We start from the raw sequence: 19,168 nt of genomic DNA, 5'->3' as shown, positions 1-19,168 counted from the left end.
CCTCTCTAATCCTATAGTCCAGGGCGCACGCTCCTGCCATGACCCGCGTCAAGCCAAGAGATGCTCAGGGGGCGAAATACGTCGGCGACGCCGGCCCGACAGGCAATCCCAGCACGAAGACCCAGAGAAAGAAAAACGCGGTCCAGCAGACCAGCAGGGCGACCGAGTACGGCAGCATCATGGAGATCAGCGTGCCGATGCCCGCCTTCGGCACGTAGCGGGCGGCGAAGGCCATGATCAGACCGAAATAACTCATCATCGGCGTGATGATGTTGGTGGTCGAATCGCCGATCCGGTAGGCCGCCTGGATCACTTCGGGGCTGTAGCCGAGCAGCATCAGCATCGGCACGAAGATCGGCGCGGTCACCGCCCACTGCGCGGAGGCCGAGCCGAGCATGAGATTGACGAAGCCGCACATGAGGATGAAGAACACGAACACCAGCGGTCCGGTCAGGCCGATCGAGGTGAGGAATTCGGCGCCCGTCACGGCCGTGACCGCGCCCAGGTTCGTCCAGGAGAAGAACGCCACGAACTGCGCCGCGAAGAACACGAGCACCATGTAGAGACCGAGCGTGCTCATGGCGCCCGCCATCGCGTCGATGACGTCGCGGTCGCTGCGCATCGTGCCCACCACCGCGCCATAGGTGATCCCCGGCACGAGAAAGAATACGAAGATGATGGCGACGAAGCCGCGCAGGAAAGGCGAGCCCTTGATGGCCCCCGTCTCGGGATTGCGCAGCACGGCGCCCTCGGGTACCACCAGCAGCGCAATCAGCCCCACCATCAGCAATGCCGCCAGGCCGGCGTACCGCAGCCCGCGGCGCTCCGTGTCGGACAATCCCTCCATGCTGCTCATGTCGTCCGCGACCAGCTTCGCCTGGCTGCGGTCGTAAGGGCCCAGCGCCGGCTCGACGATCTTCAGGCTGATCAGGCTGACGACCAGCACGACCACGAAGGTGCTGCCGATCATGAAAAACCAGTTGGCCGTCGCGTCCACCAGGTATTCCGGCGCGATGAGCCTTGCCGCCTCCTGGGTGATGCCGGCGAGCAGCGGATCGACGGTTCCCACCAGCAGGTTGGCGCTGTAGCCACCGGAGACGCCGGCGAACCCCGCCGCAAGCCCGGCAAGCGGGTGACGGCCGAGCGAGTAGTAGATCATCGCCGCCAGCGGCACCAGCACCACGTAGCCCATCTCGGACGCCGTGTTCGACAGCACGGCGGCGAACACGATGGTCACGGTCACCATGCTCGGGCTCGCGTTCAGCACCATGGCGCGCACGGCCGCCGTGAGCAGGCCCGAGCGCTCTGCCACGCCGACGCCCAGCATGGCCACCAGCACCGTGCCGAGCGGGACGAAGCTGGTGAAGTTGGTGACCAGGTTCTGCACGATGCGGCGGAAGCCCTCGGCGTTCAACAGGCTGACGACCCGGATCATGCCGTCGGCCGCGCGGCCCGCGGCGCCCTCCGGACGCGGATCGGGAACGGCCACCCCGAGGGCCCCCATCAGGCCGCTGAACAGCACCACGCTCAGCGCGAACAGGGCGAACAGAGTCACCGGGTGCGGCAGGGCGTTGCCCAGCCATTCCACCACCCGCAGGAAACGCGTGATCCGGCTGGGGACGGGTTCTTCCGTCTGCTCGGGACGGTGATTTCCGTTCGGATCGGGCGTTTTCGACACCGGCAATGTCCCGCTGGGCAAAAAGAGCACGTATTCTAAGGGATGCGGGATACCGACGCCCGCATACCGGCCGCGCAGTCGCCGGGCATCCATGGAGCCGGGCCCAGCGAAGGGTCGAATGACGCGTAATGAGAGGGAGAAACCATCCGTGCCTGTCTTGATCGCCTCGCTAGCTGCTCTCGTCATCGGCGCATTCATCGTCTCGGGCCGGGCGGGCCTGACCATGCTGGGCGTGGCGACGGTGGCGGTGGCGGCGATGTTCGCCTGGACCTGGCACACCGGTCCGGGCGTCGAGATCAGAGAAGACGCGATCCCCGTCGCCCAGGTCGAAATCCTGGACATGCGCAAGCGGGGCAACACGACGGACTACCTGATTCGCAACAACAGCGACCGCTGGACGCTGACGCGCATGGACACGGAACGGTACGCCCGCAACGAAGACGGCGCGGTGATCGATCGCAAGACGTTCAGCCACATCATCGAAGTGCCGCCGGGGGAGGCGCAGTGGGAGACCCTGCGATTCTTCGGCCTGGAAATCGGGCTGGAATACGAGCTGCGCATCGTGGGCACGGAAGGCTCGCGCAAAACCCATGAATAGCGACCGACCCGACAGCTTGACCCCTTCCCCGCCGCGTGCGGACACGCGATAGAATCGCCGGCATGGCTAGGATCATGGTCCTGCAACACGTCGCCGCCGAGCCGCTCGGGCTGCTCGACCCCATGATCCGCGCCCGCGGACATCGCATCCGGTATGTCAATTTCCAGCGCGACCCGCATGCCTCGCCCGAACTGGCGCAATATGACGCGCTCGTGGTGCTGGGCGGGCCCATGCAGGTCACGGACACGCACCTTCATCCGCACCTGAAGACGGAATTCCGCCTCATCGAACAAGCCCTCGCGCTCAGGATCCCGGTGCTCGGCATCTGCCTCGGCGCGCAGCTGCTCGCCCACGTGCTCGGCGCACGTGTCGGCCCGGCCGCGCGCCCGGAGATCGGCTGGCACCGGATCCGGACACTTGCGCCGGCCGCGACGGACCCGGTGCTGCATCCGATGGCCGCGGACCAGGCCGTGTTCCAGTGGCACAGCTACGGGTTCGACATTCCTTCCGGCGCGGTCCATCTCGCGGAAAGCGACGATTGTCCGGGCCAGGCGATGGTGTACGACGAAGTGGCATGGGGCTTCCAGTTCCACCTCGAACTGGACGAACACCTGATCCGGCGCTGGATGAACTCGCCCGACTACCTGGCCGATCTCGCCGCCTCCGGGCTCGGACAGACGCCCAGGCGCATCCTCGATGAAACCCGTCATTTCCTGTCCGACACCCGCATGCTCGCCGAACGCGTGTTCGGCAACTGGCTCGCGCGACTCGGCGCGGGCGGCACGCGACGCGTCCTGCCTTCGCGCTGACCGGGTCACGCTATTCAACGCATGGCCGCACAACCCGCCGGATTGCCGGAATCGCCGCGCGAGTTCCTCGGCGTGTTCCGTTACAGTCGCCGCGCCCTCGGGCTCGTCTGGAGCACCAGCCGCCTGCTGACGGTGATTCTCGGGGTCGTGACGGTGCTGGGGGGCGTGCTGCCCGCCGCCATCGCATGGTTCGGCGCGCAGATCATCGACGCGGTCGTCGCCGCAGCGCGGCTCTACGAGGAGAGCGGCGCGACCGAATACCGCGAAGTCATGCGACTGGTGGTCATCGAGGGGCTGCTCGTCGCGGCGCTCGCGGGGACGCAGCGGGCGCTGTCGGCCTGCCAGTCGCTGCTCCGTGCCCAGCTCGGCCAGCGCGTCAATGTGATGATCCTGGACAAGGCGCTGGAACTGGAACTGGCGCAGTTCGAGGACTCCGAGTTCTACGACAAGCTGACCCGTGCCCGGCGCGAGGCCTCCAGCCGGCCGCTGTCGCTGGTGATGCGTACCTTCGGCCTGGGCCAGAACGGCGTCTCGCTGGTCAGCTACGGGGTGCTCCTCGCGCAGTTCTCGCCGTGGGCGGTGCTGGTGCTGGTGCTGGCCGGTCTTCCCGCCTTCCTCGCGGAAGCGAAGTTCTCCGGCGACGCGTTCCGCCTGTTCCGCTGGCGCTCACCCGAGACGCGCATGCAGGTCTACCTGGAGACCGTGCTGGCGCGCGAGGATCATGCAAAAGAGGTCCAGCTGTTCGGTCTCGGCCCGAAACTGCTGGATCGATACCGGAAGATCTTCGCCACGCTCTACCGCGAGGACCGCAACCTCACCCTGCGCCGCGACGGCTGGGGCTTCGTGCTCGGGCTGGTCGGCACCCTGACGCTCTACGGCGCCTACGCCTGGGTGGCGATGACCACCATCCTCGGACGCATCACGCTGGGCCAGATGACGATGTACATGATGCTGTTCCGCCAGGGCCAGTCGGCCGTGTCCGCCATTCTCTCGGCGATCGGCGGCATGTACGAGGACAATCTCTACCTTTCGACGCTCTACGAATATCTCGAGACGCCCGTGCGCAGGCGCAAGGCGCGCGACGCAGGAACCCGTGGACCCGATCCGGCCGACGGTATCCGCTTCGAGAAAGTCTCGTTCACTTACCCGGGCGCGGAATCTCCCGCCCTGAAGGACATCGACCTGCATATCCGCCCCGGGGAATCGCTGGCGCTCGTGGGCGAAAACGGTTCCGGCAAGACGACGCTCATCAAGCTGTTGTCACGGCTCTACACGCCGAGCTCGGGACGTATCCTGCTCGACGGGATGGACCTGCAGGGCTGGGATGAAACCGTGCTGCGGGAACGCATCGGCGTCATTTTCCAGGACTTTGCGCGCTACCAGCTCAAGGTCGGGGAGAATATCGGCGCCGGCGACGTGCGGCACTTCGAGGACGAAGACCGCTGGAGGGAAGCCGCGACGGCCGGGATGGCGCTGCCCTTCATCGAGACGCTGCCGGAGGGCTTCGATGCGCAGCTCGGCAAGTGGTTCAAGGCCGGACGCGAGCTCTCCGGCGGCCAGTGGCAGAAAATAGCCCTCGCGCGCGCCTTCATGCGCTCCGGCGCCGACATCCTGGTGCTGGACGAGCCGACCGCGGCGATGGATGCGGCGGCGGAAGCGACCATCTTCGAACACTTCCGCGACCTGACCCGGAATCGCATCGCCATTCTCATATCGCACCGCTTCTCGACCGTGCGCATGGCCGACCAGATCATCGTCATCGAGTCGGGACGCATCATCGAGAGGGGCCGCCACGAAGAGCTCATGGCGCTGGACGGCCGTTACGCGCGGCTCTTCTCGCTGCAGGCGCGCGGCTACCGCTGAACGAAGCCGGCGGCGCGCATTTTCTCCACGGCGATGCAGCTGCAGTTGCGCCCGGCGGACTTCGCGGCGTACAGGGCCTGGTCGGCGGCGCCCAGCAACTCGCGCCGGCTCAGGCCGGGCCGCATCGCGGCGATGCCCGCGCTGAGGGTCACCACCACGCCCGGCACGACCGAGTCCCAGTCGTGGGTCGCCACGGCGACCCTGATCTTCTCGCAGGCCTCCCGCGCCGCTTCCATCCTGGCCTGCGGGAAACACAGCAGGAACTCCTCGCCGCCGTAGCGCGCAATGACATCGGTGTCCCGGCAATTCATCCGGAAGATCGTCGCCACCGCCTTGAGCACCTCGTCGCCGGCATCGTGCGAGAAGTCGTCGTTGATGCGCTTGAAGTGATCGAGATCGACCAGCGCGATCGCGAAGTCGAGGCGATAACGCTCGAACTCGCCGAGCCGCTCCTCGAGGTATTCGTCGGCATAACGCCGGTTGTGCAGCCCGGTGAGCGGATCGTGGGTGGCGATCAATTCGAGTTCGCGCGTCTTGGCCTGCAGCTCACGGGTGCGCTTCTCCACGCGCGCCTCGAGGCGCGTCCGGATCCGGGCCAGTTCCATGAGGGAAATCATTCCCAGCGTCATCACGAGCAGCAAGAGACCCACTGCGGACGGCTCCATCCGGTTCATCACCAGGGCCACGAGGATGCCGCCGAGGCCGGCCCCGGATTCGACGATGAAGGCGAAAGGGCTGAATGCGGTGGCGGCGCGATGTTCCGCGAGCGTGAGGAAAATGCGCATGCCGACATCGTTGAGCGTCTGCATGCCGAGCAACAGCAACAGCAGGGTCGCGACATCCACGAGACCGATCGAGGCGAGCGGTACCGCCCCGCCGATGCGCTGGTACACGAGCCCGCAGACCAGCACCATGAGACTCATCAGGCCGGCGTTATGCAGCGCGGCCGTCAGCACGTCGATAAAAGAGCGGCCGCCCCACAACCGGTGCCAGGGATACAGAAAGGATGCGACGCCGCTGATCCAGGCGGCCGCCACCGGGCCGAGCACGAGAATGCTGCCGACCTGCGCGATCCGGTCGAAGGACACGTAGCCGACGCGCGGGTGCATGTACCCCATGAAGATGGTGAACAGGCTGTAAGCGATGAAGAACGCGACCAGGCCGGGGCCTGCCGATTCGGGAAGGATGCCCACGCGGGTGATGGCGAAGCCGAGCGCCGTGACGGCCACGGCGAACAGGATCGCCGAGTAGACCAGCAGCGGATAGCGGAACACCTTCCGCAGCAGCCCGCCGCCGGGATCGCGTGATGCGCCTTCGGGTCGATCTGCCAAAACCGCGACCTCAGCCTGCCAGGAACCGGGCGAGCAAGGGTAGCAGGAAGGCCGTCAACAGGCCCGCCATGCCGAGTCCGAGCCCGGCGAACGCCCCGGCCCGCAGGCCGATGGTCAGCGCGTGGGCCGTGCCGAAACCGTGTGCGGCGATCCCCAGCGCGAAGCCCTGGGCGCGCTCATCGTGGATCCCCGCGAGCCGGAACAGCGGCCCGGCCGCCACGGCCCCCACCGCGCCGGTGACCAGCACGATGCCGGCGGCGAGCGAGGGCAACCCGCCGATCTGCTCGGCGATGCCCATCGCGATCGGCGTGGTGACGGACTTGGGGGCCAGGGACAGCAGGGTCTCGCCGCGCGCACCCAGCAACCAGGCCACGCCGATCGCGCTGCCCACGGCGACGGCGACGCCCGCCACGCAGGCCAGCAGCAACGGCCAGAGCAGCTGGCGCACCTGGCGCAGGTTGTCGTACAGCGGGATCGCCAGCGCCACGGTGGCCGGGCCCAGCAGGAAATGGATGAACTGCGCGCCCTCGAAGTAGGTGTCGTAGGACGTGCCCGTCAGCAGCAGCAGGCTGATCAGCACCAGCATCGCGACCAGCACCGGGTGCACCAGCGGGTTGCCGTTCAGCTTGCGGTTCAGCCAGACCCCGCCGAGGTACGCCACCAGCGTGAGCGTGAGCCACAGCAGCGGCGCCGCGGCGAGATACACCCAGATGTCGCCGAACTCAGGCATTCCGGCTCGCCTCCGGCCCTGGCCCCGGGCCGGGCTCGCGGCCATGTTCCGGCCCGTATTGGGGCGGGGCGCGTCGTCCCACCAGCCAGCCCACCAGCAACATGGTGCTCAGCGTGCTGACCACGATCGCCACGAGGATGGGCAGCCAGTCGGCTGCGAGCCGTGGCCCATGCGTCACCAGTCCCACACCCGCGGGCACGAAGAACAGCGTGAGGTAGCCGAGCAGCCCGGTGCCGGCGCGGCGCAGCGACTCGCCAGGCCCGCCGGCGAGCACCAGCCCGGCGAGCAGGATCACCATCCCGGCCACCGGGCCGGGCACGGGCACGCCGAGCAGCCGGACGAGCATCTCGCCCGCGAGCTGGCAGAGGAAGATCAGTGCGAGGCCTTGCAGCATAGCGGCGAAGCATAACCGCGTGGCGCGCTACGTGGCGACCATCGGGCCGAGCGGAACAGCCGAAGCCGGCGACGACAAAGATCGGGCTAGAGGCGCCACTCGAAGTTCACCAGCGCCTCGCTCTGCCGCCACAATTCCGCAGCGAGCTGTCGATCAAGCGCATAGGCGGCCACCCTGGCATCACCGACCGGGCCGCGCGCCTCCTGCATTCTTTGCGGCCCGTAGTAAGCGCCGCGCTTCGCCTCGGCACCGGCAGCCGCAAGTACCGTGGGCACTGCGCCCTGCGAGGATGACTGGGCGAACAGGGGATTGGTCAACTTGTAGAGCGCGTTCAGGAATCCCTTCGGTCCGGTGCTTTGCAGCCGGGTGTCGGAATAGCCGGGGTGGCAGGCGATACAGATCGCCTTCCTGCCGGCGGCTTTCAACCGTCGATCGAGCTCCAGTGCGAACACGATGTTGGCCGCCTTGCTCTGGATGTAGGCCCGGGTCGGGTCGTATTTCTTCTCGGACATCAGGTCATCGAGATCGAGCACGCCCAGTCGATGCACCAGGCTCGAAACCACGACCACCCGGCCCTCGGCGGCTTCAACGTGATCGATCAAGAGACCGGCCAACAGGAAATGGCCCAGGTGATTGGTGCCCACCTGCATCTCGAAGCCGTCCACGGTTCTCGATTCGGGCGTCTGCATCACGCCGGCGTTATTGATCAGCCCGTGCAGCTTGTCGTACTTCTCTCGAATCGTGGCGGCTGCTTGCCGGATGGACGACAGGTCGCTCAGGTCGAGTTCCACCACGTCGATGCTGCCGCGCGCTTCCTTCCGGAGTTGCTCAGCGGCATCCTCTCCCTTTGCGACCGAGCGGCACGCGAGGACGAGATCGGCGCCTGCCCCGGCCAGGTGCCTGGCCGCATCGAAGCCGATCCCCGAGTTCCCGCCGGTGATGAGGTAACGCCTGCCATGCAGATCCGGCAGCTGGGTCACTCGCCAGTCAGAAAAACCGCTATCGACGATTCTCGTCGGCTTCTTGCCCGAGTTCATGGGTTCAGGTTCTCCTGATCAGGTGGGCCAAAATACCGGGAAATCCCCCATCGCGCATGGCTCGGATTACGGAAGTACGGTCAAAGGCGGCGAGGTTGCCTTAGTCCCAATTTGGGACTATGATTTCTCCATGCGAATCATTGCTCTCTCGACGCTGAGAAAATTCTGGGAGAGTTCACCTTCCTACGCAGACTCTATCGAGCCCGGAACGGCCTGGTACAGAGAAACTCTCAAGGCCGATTGGTCCACTCCCAACGAGGTAAAGGCTCAATTTTCCAGCGCAAGCATCCTGCGAGATGGTCGTGTCGTCTTTAACATCGCGGGAAACAAGTATCGAGTGGTAGTTTGGATCAATTACGCATACCGCGTCGTCTATATCCGCTTCGTCGGAACACACGAGCAGTATGACGCCATCGATGCACAGACAATTTGAGGTGTCTTATGGAAATCCGTCCCGTCAAAACAGAAGCTGACTACGAAGCCACCCTGAAGGAAATCGAAGGTCTCATGGCTGTTGAGGCTGGCTCGTCCGAAGGGGATCGGCTGGATGTACTTGTCACACTCGTTGAAGCATACGAACGTGAGCACTATCCAATAGATTTCCCCGATCCAATAGAAGCTCTCAAGTTCCGAATGGAGCAGCAAGGCCTTAGCGTTGAAGACCTCGTTCCGGTGATTGGCCGTAAGAATCGGGTCTACGAAGTTTTGGCCCGTAAGCGGCCTCTGACCCTCCGCATGATTGAGGGGCTGCACGAGACATTCTCAATCCCTGCGGAAAGCTTGTTGAAGCGCAGCGCTCACCGTAGCAATCACGCGACCTAGCGCTGGAGAGTTGGCGACATCAAACACAAAATTTCTTAAAGACCCGGATCCGGCGACAAAAATCGCCCCGGGGCCGGTCACCTGGGCCAGCTTGCCCACCCGGTTCCAGGTCATGCCGAGGTCCTGGACAGAGATTCCGTCGGCGGCAATGCAGCGGCAACGAACGCGCACACCTCACGCGCCAGGCATCTGAGCCCAGCGGGAGGTGTGCGCGGTCGGTGCCGCGGTCAGGGAAGAAGCGGGCCCGACGAACGCCGGGCCGCCCGCTAGCGCTTCATCGAGTCGAAGAAGTCGGCATTGACCTTCGTGTCCTGCAGCTTGGAGAGCAGGAACTCGATGGCGGCCAGCTCGTCCATCGGGTGCAGGAGCTTGCGCAGGATCCACATCTTCTGCAGCTCGTCCGGCGCGGTCAGCAGGTCCTCGCGACGCGTGCCCGAGCGGTTGATGTTCATCGCCGGGAAGATGCGCTTCTCGGCGATGCGCCGGTCGAGGTGGATCTCGAGGTTGCCGGTGCCCTTGAACTCCTCGTAGATGACGTCGTCCATGCGCGAGCCGGTGTCGATCAGCGCCGTGGCGAGGATCGTCAGGCTGCCGCCTTCCTCGATGTTGCGCGCGGCGCCGAAGAAGCGCTTGGGGCGATGCAGCGCATTCGCGTCGACGCCGCCCGTCAGCACCTTGCCGGAGGAGGGAATGACGGTGTTGTAGGCGCGCGCCAGGCGCGTGATCGAGTCGAGCAGGATCACGACGTCTTTCTTGTGCTCGACGAGGCGCTTGGCCTTCTCGATGACCATCTCGGCGACCTGCACGTGGCGGGTGGCCGGCTCGTCGAAGGTCGAGGAGATGACTTCGCCGCGTACTGTGCGGCTCATTTCCGTGACTTCTTCCGGACGCTCATCGATGAGCAGCACCATCAGGTAGCATTCCGGGTGGTTGGCGGCGATGCTCTGCGCGATGTTCTGCAGCAGCATCGTCTTGCCGGCCTTCGGCGGCGACACGATGAGGCCGCGCTGGCCTTTGCCGACCGGCGCCACCAGGTCGATGATCCGCGCCATGAGGTCTTCGCGGCTGCCGTTGCCCTGCTCCATGCGCAGCCGTTCGTTGGGGAACAGCGGCGTGAGGTTCTCGAACAGCACCTTGTGGCGCGCGCTCTCGGGAGAGTCGTAGTTGATTTCCCCGACCTTCAGCAGCGCGAAATAGCGCTCGCCCTCTTTCGGGGGCCGGATCAGCCCGGAGACGGTGTCGCCGGTGCGCAGGCTGAAGCGGCGGATCTGGCTGGGGCTGACGTAGATGTCGTCGGGACCGGCCAGGTAGGAGCCGTCGGCGAAGCGCAGGAAGCCGAAGCCGTCCTGCAGGATCTCGAGCACCCCGTCGCCGTAGATATCCTCGCCCTTGCGGGCGTGCGCCTTGAGGATCGAGAAGATGATGTCCTGCTTGCGCGAGCGGGCCAGGCTGTCGAGCCCCATCGACTCGGCGAGAGCCACCAGTTCGTGCGCCGGGCGGCTCTTGAGCTCCGCCAGGTTCATCGCGTTCTTGGTGCGCTCGAGGTCTTCCTGGGAAATGACCTCGACCTCGTCGAAGTCCGGCAGCATGTCCGGATGATGACGGTCCCCGCCGCCGCCGCCGCCACCCCCGCCGCCACTCTTGCGACGGCGTGGTTTCTTGCGCCCGCCGTCGCGAGGATTGCGGTGTCCGGATTGTGGGTTCCCCCCCTGGGGGCCATCGTTTCTCGTGCCGTCAGAGGCCATATCGTTTTTTCCGACCGTGGTTACGGTTTTTATCCAGTTTTTGGGCCGGACGGCCCGACAGACCCGTCAAATGTGCTGGTCCAGGAACTCGATGAGCTGCTTCTTGCTCAGGGCGCCGACCTTCTGGGCTTCCACCGTGCCGTTCTTGAACAGCATCAACGTGGGAATGCCGCGAATGCCGAACTTGGGCGGCGTCTGCGGATTTTCATCGATGTTGATTTTTGCCACGCGGACCCGGCCGGCGTACTCGCGCGACACCTCCTCCAGGATCGGCGTGATCATCTTGCATGGTCCGCACCACTCCGCCCAGAAATCCAGTAACACCGGGACATCGGACTTGAGTACGTCGTTATCGAAACTGTTATCGCTCGTGTAAACGATTTGATCGCTCACTATTCCTGCCTCCGCAAGCTTGCTGTCGAATGTTCAAAAAAACATGAGTTAGGGATACAACCCCTGAAACGGGGTCGGGCGACGCAGCTACGGGGTGTGACGCGCCCCGCTCGATGAGGCACAATGTCGCTGCGCTCGCGGCTAAAAGCTTAAGAAATCTTTGCGCGGGGGGCTACGGAAAGGCCGTCCGGAGCCGACAGGCACGTATTCTGTCCCGGTTTTCGGGCGAGTTGCAATACCTAATCGTTTTTTTCCCCAGGAAGTCACCAAGAAAAATGTCTGAAGGACTGCTTACCCAGCTCCGCTTTGCCGAGCTGAGCCTGCCCGACCCCGTCATGGCCGGGCTCGCCGACGCGGGTTTCGATCGCTGCACGCCCATCCAGGCCGAGACCCTGCCCGCCGCGCTCGGCGGCGGCGATATCGCCGGCCAGGCACAGACCGGTACCGGGAAGACCGCCGCATTTCTCGTCGCGATGTTCACCCACCTGCACCGCAATCCGCCCACCCCGACGCGCAAGCTCAACGATCCGCGCGCCCTGATCCTGGCGCCGACCCGCGAACTGGCCATCCAGATCCACAAGGACGCGGAACTCCTCGGCGCCCACACCGGACTGGTGCTCGGCCTGGCCTACGGCGGCACCGACTACGAGAAGCAGCGGGCCCACATCGAGTCCGGCGTGGACGTGCTGATCGGGACGCCGGGCCGGCTGATCGATTATTTCAAGCAGGGGATCTTCGGCCTGCAGCATATCCAGGTCATGATCCTCGACGAGGCCGACCGCATGTTCGACCTCGGTTTCATCAAGGACATCCGGTACGTCATGCGCCGCCTCCCGCCGCCCCAGGAGCGGCTCAACCTGGTGTTTTCCGCCACCCTGTCGCATCGCGTGCTGGAGCTGGCTTACGAGCACATGAACGATCCGACGCTGGTGCGGATCGAGCCGGAACAGGTGACCGCGGAGAAAGTGCGCCAGCGCATCTACTTCCCGGCCAACACGGAGAAACTGCCGCTCTTGATCGGCCTGCTGCGCGAGAAAGAAGCGACTCGCACCATGGTGTTCGTGAACACCAAGCGCGCGGCCGACCGGGTGCGCGATTTCCTCGAGGCGAACGGGCTGCCGGCCGAAGTGATATCGGGCGACGTGCCGCAGAAGAAGCGCCAGAAAGTGCTGGCCAGTTTCCAGGCGGGGGAGCTGCCCATCCTGGTCACTACCGACGTGGGATCGCGCGGCCTGCATATTCCGGGCGTCACGCATGTCGTGAACTACGACTTGCCGCAGGACCGGGAGGACTACGTCCATCGCATCGGCCGCACCGCGCGCGCCGGCGAGTCGGGCGACGCAATCAGTTTCGGCTGCGAAACCTACGTCCAGACCCTGCCGGACATCGAGGACTACATCGGCATGAAGATCCCGGTCGATACGATCGATCGGACGAGATTGCCGGAAGTCGCGCGGCCCGCGCGCAACAGCCGCCTGGACCGGACCGAATGGGGCTCGCGACCCGCCGAGGGACGCAGTGGACCCGGCGGTGCGCGCGGCGGACGCAGTTCGGGAGGACGTTCCGCAGGCGGTCGCTCGGGGGGTGGCAGCTCCGGGGCCGGGCGTTCCGGCGGCGGACCGCGTCGCGAGGACAGGCCGGCCGAAGCCGGTGGCGGGCCGGCACAGACGAAGAGCGAGGGCGCCCCGGCTGCGCCCGCTCCCGCGGGCGACGCGGCCGCCCCCGGCACGGCACCGAAGAAACGCCGACGCCGGCGCAAGCGCAGCAGCGGTGGCGACAAGCCCGGCGGAGAAACCTCGCCGACCACGGACTGAACGAACGGCACTTCGCGTGGCTGCTTCCCCGAAGCGCCACGCGGGTAACTCCCTCAGGCCTCGTCGGGACTGCGGCCGCCCGGCAGCAGCTCGGCCACCCCGTGGATCCCGTGGAAGTCCCCGGGCGGGCTGGCCGGACGAGAAGAATCAGGACGCAGCACGGCGATCACCCGCCCGATCCCCCAGTCATGGGCCGAACGCAGCACCGGCAGGCTGTCGTCCACCAGCAGGGTACGCTGCGGCACGAAAGGCTCGATCGCGCAGAGGCGACCCCAGAACGCGGGGTCCTCTTTGGGCAGGCCGATGTCGTGGCTGGAATGCAGGGCATCCAGGAACCGATCGAGGCCGGTGCGCGCCAGCTTGAGCGAGAGGGAGCCCCGGTGCGCATTGGTCACCAGCACGGCGCGCTTGCCCAGCGCGCGCACCGCCAGCAGGAATTCCTGGACGTCGGGCAGGAAGTCGATATGGTCCTCGACCTCGCGTTTCAGCGCAGTCACGTCCAGGCCGAGCTCCCGGCTCCAGTGGTCCAGGCAATACCACTCCAGCGTGCCGCGCACCGCCGCGAAACGCGGTGCCAGCACCGCCACGGCTTCTTCATGCGCCAGGCCGTTCAGGCTGGCGTAGCGCGCCGGGATCAGCTCCTGCCAGAAGAAATTGTCGAAACGCAGGTCCAGCAACGTTCCGTCCATGTCGAGCAGGACAGTGTCGTAGTCGCCCCAGTCGAAGGGATGATGAGAGACGATATCCATTGGCGTTTATCATATACGCCCCGCACCCAAGGAGTCCGCTCGTGACCCAAGCCACCATGGAACTGCTCGATGCCGTCGTCGGAATCGCCGAGTCGGCCGGACGCGCGATCATGGACGTCTACGAGACGGACTTCGCCGTCGAGGCCAAGGCCGACGAGTCGCCGATCACGGCGGCGGACCGGCGCGCCCACGACGTGATCCGCGCCGGCCTCGAGAAGTTGCCGGATAACCTGCCCATCCTGTCCGAGGAAGCCCGCACCGTTCCCTGGGAAGTGCGCCGCCACTGGCGGGATTACTGGCTCGTGGACCCGCTGGACGGCACCAAGGAGTTCGTGCAGCGCAACGGCCAGTTCACCGTCAACATCGCGCTCGTCAGCGGCGGGCGGCCCGTGATGGGCGTGGTGCATGTGCCCGTCTCCGGCGCAACCTACTCGGGAATCGTCGGACAGGGCGCATGGCGACGCGACCGCGACGCCGAGGCGCAGGCGATTCGCGTGGCGGCGCTGTCGAGCGGCACGGTGCGTGTCGTGGGCTCCCGCTCGCATCGCGGACCCGATCTCGACGGCTACCTCGAACGTCTCGGGCCGCACGAAATGATCCCGATGGGCTCCTCGCTCAAATTCTGCATCGTCGCCGAGGGCAATGCAGACGTCTATCCGCGCCTCGGCCCGACGTCCGAATGGGACACGGCCGCCGCAGAGGCCGTATTGCGCGCGGCGGGGGGCGAAGTCGTCGCCAGCGACGGCCAGCCGCTGGCCTACAACAAGGGACCCGACCTGCTGAACCCGTGGTTCATCGCCTCGGGCGACGATTCCCGCGACTGGACCAGCTACCTGCCTTGAGCATCGACGCCAACATCGTCGTCGCCGTGCTGGTCGCCGGGCTCATCTGGTTCTGGCACGCGAGCATGTCCGCGCGGGAACAGGCTAACCGCGCGGCACGCGAGACCTGCGGCCGGCTGCAGCTCGTCATGCTGGACGGCACCGTCTCCATCATGCGTCTCTGGCCGCGCCGCGATCATGACGGCCGGCTCCGCCTGGAACGCAGCTACGGCTTCGAATACACCGACGACGGCTACCGGCGGCTGCGCGGCTTCGTCATTACCCTGGGTGCGACCGTGACCTCGGTCGGCCTCGCCCCGACCCCGGGCGCGGACGACCGGAACGGCAATGGCGACATCGCGCCGCCACGCCGCGGCGACTGAGGCACCCCGTCCGGACCCCCTCCCCTCCCCGCTACGCCACGCCACGCGCCCCAAGCTGCCGCCGTAGCCGCTACGGCCACCACCCTCGCGGCTCTGGCGGCGCGGCGGCCAGTTGGCTAAGCTTGGCGGCCTGCGCCACGGCGCGACGCCCCGGCTCCCGGCGCGTTGCCGCGGTGGCGCGTTCCCGCTTGCACCGACGGCTTCCGAGTGGCGCCCCCCATGAACGACAACAAGGTCGACACCTACATCTTCGGCAACATGACCCGGCTGAAGGAGTTGCGGATCGCGCATCGGGACCTCGACGACGTGATCACCCGCCTGGCGGAGAACCCGCTGGTGGACCAGTTGCAGCTGAAGCGCCTGAAAAAGCGCAAGCTCATGCTCAAGGACCTGATCACGCGCCTCGAAAGCGAGCTGATTCCCGACCTGAACGCGTGACCTGAATGAGTCACCTGAACGCCTGATCCGGCGAGATCCGGCGCAGCGCGCCGGACGGCCGTGCGCGGCGGGATCAGGGTTGCGGCGGACGCTCGTGCTGGTACTTGGCCGGCAGCAGCCAGGTGGCCAGGGCCGGCAGCAGCAGGATGGCGCCGAACATGTTCACCAGGAACATGAAGGTCAGCAGGATGCCCATGTCGGCCTGGAACTGCAGCGGCGAAAACACCCACGTGAACACGCCGATGGCCAGCGTGATCCCGGTGAACACCACGGCATTGCCGGTGACCCGCAGGGTCTTGGCATAGGCGGCCTGGATGCTGGCGCCTTCCTTTTCGAGGAAGTACTGGAACCGGCTGTAAATGTAGATGCCGTAGTCCACGCCGATACCGACGCCCAGCGCGGCGACCGGCAGGGTGTTCACCTTGAGCCCGATTTCGAGGAACGCCATCAGCGCGTAGGCCAGCAACGAAACCAGGGCCAGCGGAATGACGATGCAGGCCACGGCCCGCAGCGAGCGGAAACTCACCCAGCACAGCAGGATCACCGCGCCGAACACGTAGATCAGGATCGGGAACTGGGCAGCCGCGACTTCCTCGTTCATCGCCGCCATGACACCGACGTTGCCGGTGGCGAGACGGAACTCGACACCCTCGATGCTGTGCTCTTCACGCCAGGACTTGACCTCTGACACGACCCGCTCGATGGTCTCGGCCTTGTGGTCGATCGTGTAGATCATCACCGGGATCACGCTGCAGTCGCTGTTCAAGAGGCCCGTGCTCGTTTCCACGCGCGCCAGCGCCTGCACCAGGACCTGCTCGTTGCGCGACAGCGCCCGCCACGAGGGATAGCCCTCGTTCCAGCCCGCGGTGACGATTTTCGCGATCTGCGGCAGCGCCAGCACGGTCTGCACGCCTTCCACGTTGCGCATGTGCCAGGCGAATTCGTCGATGGTGTCCATCACCTGGTAATCGATGCAGCCGTTCGGCCCGACCTCGACGATGACCGTGATCAGGTCCACGCCGATCGAGAAGCGGTCGGTGATTTCCTGGGTGTCGAGGTTGTAACGGGAGTCCGGGCGCAACTCGGGAACCCCTGCATGCAGGTCGCCGATGCGGACCTGCGAGCCTTTCCACGCGCCGAAGACGAACAACCCGATGGCGACCACGATGATGGCGGTCGCGGGGCCACGGGTCGAGACCTTGGACAGGCTGTCCCACAGGGGCCGCATCTGTGCGGCGCGCGAAATCAGCTTGTCCTTGTAGCTCGGTCCCGGGCGCACGTAGCTGATCAGCACCGGCAGCAGCACGAGGTTGGTGAGGATGATGCAGGCCACGCCGAGCGAGGCCATGATCGCCATCTCCTGGATGATGCGGATCTCGATGAACAGGATGGTGATGAAGCCGATGGTGTCGGACAACAGCGCGATGCCGCCGGGCACCAGCAAGCGCCTGAAAGTCGTCCGCGCGGCGGCCTCCGGTTCGGCGCCGTCGAACACCTCCGCGGCAAAGCCCGAGATCATCTGCACGCCATGGGACACACCGATGGCAAACACCAGGAACGGCACCAGGAGGCCCATCGGATCGATGCCGAAACCCAGCAGGGGCAAGGCGCCCAACTCCCAGATCACCGCGAAGATGCTGCACACCAGCGGCACGACGGTCAGCTTCAGGGACTGGCTGTAGATGAACACGAGCAGCGCGGTGATGAACAAGGCGACGGCGAAGAACAGCACGATCCGGTTGGCGCCTTCCTTGATGTCTCCGACGATCTTGGCGAAACCGATGATGTGGACATCGATCTTGTCGGATTCGAACTGCTCGCGGACCTGCGTCTCGAGCAACCGGGCGACGTCGAAATAATCCAGCCGCTCCTGGGTGTCCGGATTGATCTCCAGCAGCTGCGCGCTGATCAGGGCCCCGGAGAAATCGTTGGCCACGAGCCGGCCGACGATGCCGGCCTTGAGAATATTTTCGCGGACGCGCTCGAGATCGCTCGGCGTGCCCTGGAAGTCTGCAGGGATGACATCCCCGGCCTCGATGCCTTCCTCCGTGACCTCGAGGTAGCGGACGTTCGGCGTGAAAATGGAGGTCACGCGGGCACGATCCACGCCGGGAATGAAGAACACGGCATCCGTGGCGTCGGCCAGCGCCGTGAAGAAGTCCGGGTTGAATATGTCGCCGCTCTTGTCCGTCAGCGCGATGACGATGCGGTCGGCGCCGCCGAAATCCTCGTAGTGCTCGAGGAAGGTTCCCATGTACTCGTGCTCGAGGGGCAACTGCTTGCTGAAGCCCGCGTCCACGCGCAGCCCGCTGACGGCGCTCCAGGCGAGCAGGAGCGTGACGATCGCGAAAATCGTGATCACCAGCGGGCGGTTGCCGAAAACGAGCCGCTCGAGGAAATCGGTGACCGGGGTCTTGGGTGAGGCTGACATTCGCTACTCCGCCAACAGGGTGGCGCGCTCGATGCGCTCTACACCGGGCTCGCCGATGACGATCACGGCACCGTCATCGGTACCCATCGCGGACATCAATGCCTTCCGGTCCGAACGTTGCACCAGCCGGAAGCTCTCGCCTTCCCTGCTGACCAGCATCACACCCGAGGTACCGACGACGACGATGTGTCTCTCGCCTACGGAGCCGCCGCCGAACAGTGAGCTGTCGACCGGCAACGCGATGTCGCGCCAGGTCGTGCCGCCGTCCCAGGTCCGGAACATCGTGCCGCGCAGGCCGAACACCAGGAGCGATTCGGCATCGGGTGCGAGGCCGCCGAAAAACGAGCCGTCGTACGGCGGCTCGAGGTAGCGCCAGCTGCCGCCCCGGTCGTCGGAGCGCAGTATGATGCCCGCCTCCGCCATGAGAAATATCCGCCCCGCGCCATCCAGCACCACCCGGTTGAGGTGCATGTCGGTCATCGGGCCGTCGTCCAGCCACGCATCGTCGTCCCAGCCGTCATCGTCCCAGCCGGCGTCATCGTTCCCTGCGGCGGTGTCGTCCTCCGCCCCGTGTTCTTCGCCCGGCTCCGCCTCCTCCTCGGCGACGATCTCCAAAGGTTCCTCGCGCCAGGTCAGGCCGCCGTCGGAACTGCGCAAAAAATACCCGTAGGCGCCGATCGCGAACCCGTTGCGCGCATCTTCGAACCAGATGTCGAACAGGGGACGCTCCAGTTCGGGCGCGTGGTGCACCCGGCACCACGTTTCACCGCCGTCCTCGGTGCGCAGGATGACCGCGTCATGGCCTACCGCCCAGCCGAGATCGCGATCGTGAAACCAGACCCCGGTCAACGGCGCACGCGTGGGCGTGCGCTGCTGGATCCAGCTCCGGCCCTGGTCCTCGCTGATCAGCACGTGTCCCCGTTCGCCCACGACGACGAACGTGTCGCCGACGCGTGAAATATCGAGCGCGAGCGCATCACTCGCCAGCGGCATGATCAGGGACCACTCGTCTTCCGGCACGGGATCTTCGCACACGGCATGCACCGCGCCGGACGGTGCGAACGACAGCATGGTCGCCAACACGATCAGGGAAGGAATCTTGGCCACGATGGGTAGGACTCGCTCGAAACGT

At 65.8% G+C, this 19,168-nt stretch carries 19 protein-coding genes; 9 read left to right on the top strand and 10 right to left on the bottom strand.

Going from position 1 to position 19,168, the window contains the following annotated elements:
- Positions 1–64: 64 nt before the first annotated feature.
- Positions 65–1,678 carry an AbgT family transporter gene (locus G6032_RS01890; RefSeq protein ID WP_346763737.1) on the bottom strand — a complete coding sequence of 538 codons (1,614 nt, stop codon included), beginning with the start codon at positions 1,676–1,678 and terminating at the stop codon, positions 65–67.
- Positions 1,679–1,826: 148 nt separating this feature from the next.
- Here G6032_RS01890 and G6032_RS01885 point away from each other — a divergent pair, with 148 nt between their 5' ends.
- The 3 genes from G6032_RS01885 to G6032_RS01875 all read left to right on the top strand — a co-directional run bounded on the left by G6032_RS01885 (position 1,827) and on the right by G6032_RS01875 (position 4,948).
- Positions 1,827–2,276: a hypothetical protein gene (locus G6032_RS01885; RefSeq protein ID WP_165280439.1), complete on the top strand. Its 450-nt coding sequence runs from the start codon at positions 1,827–1,829 to the stop codon at positions 2,274–2,276.
- Between the two features lie 62 nt (positions 2,277–2,338).
- Positions 2,339–3,085: a gamma-glutamyl-gamma-aminobutyrate hydrolase family protein gene (locus tag G6032_RS01880; RefSeq protein WP_165280438.1), complete on the top strand. Its 747-nt coding sequence runs from the start codon at positions 2,339–2,341 to the stop codon at positions 3,083–3,085.
- A 21-nt stretch (positions 3,086–3,106) separates the two neighbouring features.
- On the top strand, positions 3,107–4,948 hold the full coding sequence (locus G6032_RS01875) for an ABC transporter ATP-binding protein (protein WP_240901884.1): 1,842 nt from the start codon (positions 3,107–3,109) through the stop codon (positions 4,946–4,948).
- On the opposite strand, the gene G6032_RS01870 is transcribed toward G6032_RS01875, so the two are convergent.
- From G6032_RS01870 to G6032_RS01855, 4 genes are all read right to left on the bottom strand, one after another.
- Positions 4,939–6,279 (bottom strand): GGDEF domain-containing protein, encoded by a 1,341-nt coding sequence (locus G6032_RS01870; RefSeq protein WP_165280437.1) that lies wholly within the window; start codon positions 6,277–6,279, stop codon positions 4,939–4,941. The two genes, G6032_RS01875 and G6032_RS01870, sit on opposite strands and share 10 nt — an antisense overlap.
- 10 nt (positions 6,280–6,289) lie before the next feature.
- Complete coding sequence (locus tag G6032_RS01865) at positions 6,290–7,009, bottom strand: LrgB family protein (protein ID WP_165280436.1); 720 nt, start codon at positions 7,007–7,009, stop codon at positions 6,290–6,292.
- Entirely contained in the window at positions 7,002–7,403 is a 402-nt protein-coding gene (locus tag G6032_RS01860) for a CidA/LrgA family protein (protein ID WP_165280435.1), read from the bottom strand. The genes G6032_RS01865 and G6032_RS01860 overlap by 8 nt, the downstream gene beginning before the upstream one ends.
- An 86-nt stretch (positions 7,404–7,489) precedes the next feature.
- Positions 7,490–8,440 (bottom strand): oxidoreductase, encoded by a 951-nt coding sequence (locus G6032_RS01855; RefSeq protein WP_165280434.1) that lies wholly within the window; start codon positions 8,438–8,440, stop codon positions 7,490–7,492.
- A 130-nt stretch (positions 8,441–8,570) separates the two neighbouring features.
- On the opposite strand from G6032_RS01855, the gene G6032_RS01850 reads away from it, so the two are divergent.
- Positions 8,571–8,873: a type II toxin-antitoxin system HigB family toxin gene (locus G6032_RS01850; protein ID WP_165280587.1), complete on the top strand. Its 303-nt coding sequence runs from the start codon at positions 8,571–8,573 to the stop codon at positions 8,871–8,873.
- Positions 8,874–8,881: 8 nt separating this feature from the next.
- Positions 8,882–9,262 carry a transcriptional regulator gene (locus G6032_RS01845; RefSeq protein WP_165280433.1) on the top strand — a complete coding sequence of 127 codons (381 nt, stop codon included), beginning with the start codon at positions 8,882–8,884 and terminating at the stop codon, positions 9,260–9,262.
- Positions 9,263–9,528: 266 nt separating this feature from the next.
- Here G6032_RS01845 and rho read toward each other — a convergent pair whose 3' ends face one another.
- Entirely contained in the window at positions 9,529–10,785 is a 1,257-nt protein-coding gene (gene rho / locus G6032_RS01840; protein ID WP_165280586.1) for a transcription termination factor Rho, read from the bottom strand.
- Between the two features lie 288 nt (positions 10,786–11,073).
- Positions 11,074–11,400 (bottom strand): thioredoxin TrxA, encoded by a 327-nt coding sequence (gene trxA, locus G6032_RS01835; protein ID WP_165280432.1) that lies wholly within the window; start codon positions 11,398–11,400, stop codon positions 11,074–11,076.
- A gap of 275 nt (positions 11,401–11,675) precedes the next feature.
- Here trxA and G6032_RS01830 point away from each other — a divergent pair, with 275 nt between their 5' ends.
- Entirely contained in the window at positions 11,676–13,214 is a 1,539-nt protein-coding gene (locus G6032_RS01830; protein WP_165280431.1) for a DEAD/DEAH box helicase, read from the top strand.
- Positions 13,215–13,267: 53 nt separating this feature from the next.
- Here G6032_RS01830 and yrfG read toward each other — a convergent pair whose 3' ends face one another.
- Positions 13,268–13,963 (bottom strand): GMP/IMP nucleotidase, encoded by a 696-nt coding sequence (yrfG, locus tag G6032_RS01825; RefSeq protein WP_165280430.1) that lies wholly within the window; start codon positions 13,961–13,963, stop codon positions 13,268–13,270.
- 56 nt (positions 13,964–14,019) lie between these two features.
- Here yrfG and cysQ point away from each other — a divergent pair, with 56 nt between their 5' ends.
- The 3 genes from cysQ to G6032_RS01810 all read left to right on the top strand — a co-directional run bounded on the left by cysQ (position 14,020) and on the right by G6032_RS01810 (position 15,605).
- Positions 14,020–14,805 carry a 3'(2'),5'-bisphosphate nucleotidase CysQ gene (gene cysQ / locus G6032_RS01820; protein ID WP_165280585.1) on the top strand — a complete coding sequence of 262 codons (786 nt, stop codon included), beginning with the start codon at positions 14,020–14,022 and terminating at the stop codon, positions 14,803–14,805.
- Positions 14,802–15,167 (top strand): DUF3301 domain-containing protein, encoded by a 366-nt coding sequence (locus G6032_RS01815; protein ID WP_165280429.1) that lies wholly within the window; start codon positions 14,802–14,804, stop codon positions 15,165–15,167. Before cysQ ends, G6032_RS01815 begins: the two co-directional genes overlap by 4 nt.
- A gap of 219 nt (positions 15,168–15,386) precedes the next feature.
- Positions 15,387–15,605: a YdcH family protein gene (locus G6032_RS01810; RefSeq protein WP_165280428.1), complete on the top strand. Its 219-nt coding sequence runs from the start codon at positions 15,387–15,389 to the stop codon at positions 15,603–15,605.
- A 73-nt stretch (positions 15,606–15,678) separates the two neighbouring features.
- On the opposite strand, the gene G6032_RS01805 is transcribed toward G6032_RS01810, so the two are convergent.
- Positions 15,679–18,036 (bottom strand): MMPL family transporter, encoded by a 2,358-nt coding sequence (locus tag G6032_RS01805; RefSeq protein ID WP_165280427.1) that lies wholly within the window; start codon positions 18,034–18,036, stop codon positions 15,679–15,681.
- Positions 18,037–18,039: 3 nt separating this feature from the next.
- Positions 18,040–19,143, bottom strand: a complete 1,104-nt coding sequence (locus tag G6032_RS01800; protein ID WP_165280426.1) for a YCF48-related protein — start codon at positions 19,141–19,143, stop codon at positions 18,040–18,042.
- Between the last annotated feature and the right edge of the window lie 25 nt (positions 19,144–19,168).

It is taken from the genome of Wenzhouxiangella sp. XN24 (assembly GCF_011064545.1).
In the GTDB taxonomy this organism is placed as follows: domain Bacteria; phylum Pseudomonadota; class Gammaproteobacteria; order Steroidobacterales; family XN24; genus XN24.
This window is presented reverse-complemented; position numbering and strand designations above follow the sequence as displayed.

Bases quoted from the DNA above. Each gene is read 5' to 3' on its own strand.
- G6032_RS01850 (WP_165280587.1), top strand. From the start codon at position 8,571: ATGCGAATCATTGCTCTCTCGACGCTGAGAAAATTCTGGGAGAGTTCA.
- G6032_RS01865 (WP_165280436.1), bottom strand. From the start codon at position 7,009: ATGCCTGAGTTCGGCGACATCTGGGTGTATCTCGCCGCGGCGCCGCTG.
- G6032_RS01860 (WP_165280435.1), bottom strand. From the start codon at position 7,403: ATGCTGCAAGGCCTCGCACTGATCTTCCTCTGCCAGCTCGCGGGCGAG.
- G6032_RS01830 (WP_165280431.1), top strand. From the start codon at position 11,676: ATGTCTGAAGGACTGCTTACCCAGCTCCGCTTTGCCGAGCTGAGCCTG.
- G6032_RS01855 (WP_165280434.1), bottom strand. From the start codon at position 8,440: ATGAACTCGGGCAAGAAGCCGACGAGAATCGTCGATAGCGGTTTTTCT.
- G6032_RS01875 (WP_240901884.1), top strand. From the start codon at position 3,107: ATGGCCGCACAACCCGCCGGATTGCCGGAATCGCCGCGCGAGTTCCTC.
- G6032_RS01810 (WP_165280428.1), top strand. From the start codon at position 15,387: ATGAACGACAACAAGGTCGACACCTACATCTTCGGCAACATGACCCGG.
- G6032_RS01805 (WP_165280427.1), bottom strand. From the start codon at position 18,036: ATGTCAGCCTCACCCAAGACCCCGGTCACCGATTTCCTCGAGCGGCTC.
- rho (WP_165280586.1), bottom strand. From the start codon at position 10,785: ATGAACCTGGCGGAGCTCAAGAGCCGCCCGGCGCACGAACTGGTGGCT.
- cysQ (WP_165280585.1), top strand. From the start codon at position 14,020: ATGGAACTGCTCGATGCCGTCGTCGGAATCGCCGAGTCGGCCGGACGC.
- yrfG (WP_165280430.1), bottom strand. From the start codon at position 13,963: ATGGATATCGTCTCTCATCATCCCTTCGACTGGGGCGACTACGACACT.
- G6032_RS01880 (WP_165280438.1), top strand. From the start codon at position 2,339: ATGGCTAGGATCATGGTCCTGCAACACGTCGCCGCCGAGCCGCTCGGG.
- G6032_RS01845 (WP_165280433.1), top strand. From the start codon at position 8,882: ATGGAAATCCGTCCCGTCAAAACAGAAGCTGACTACGAAGCCACCCTG.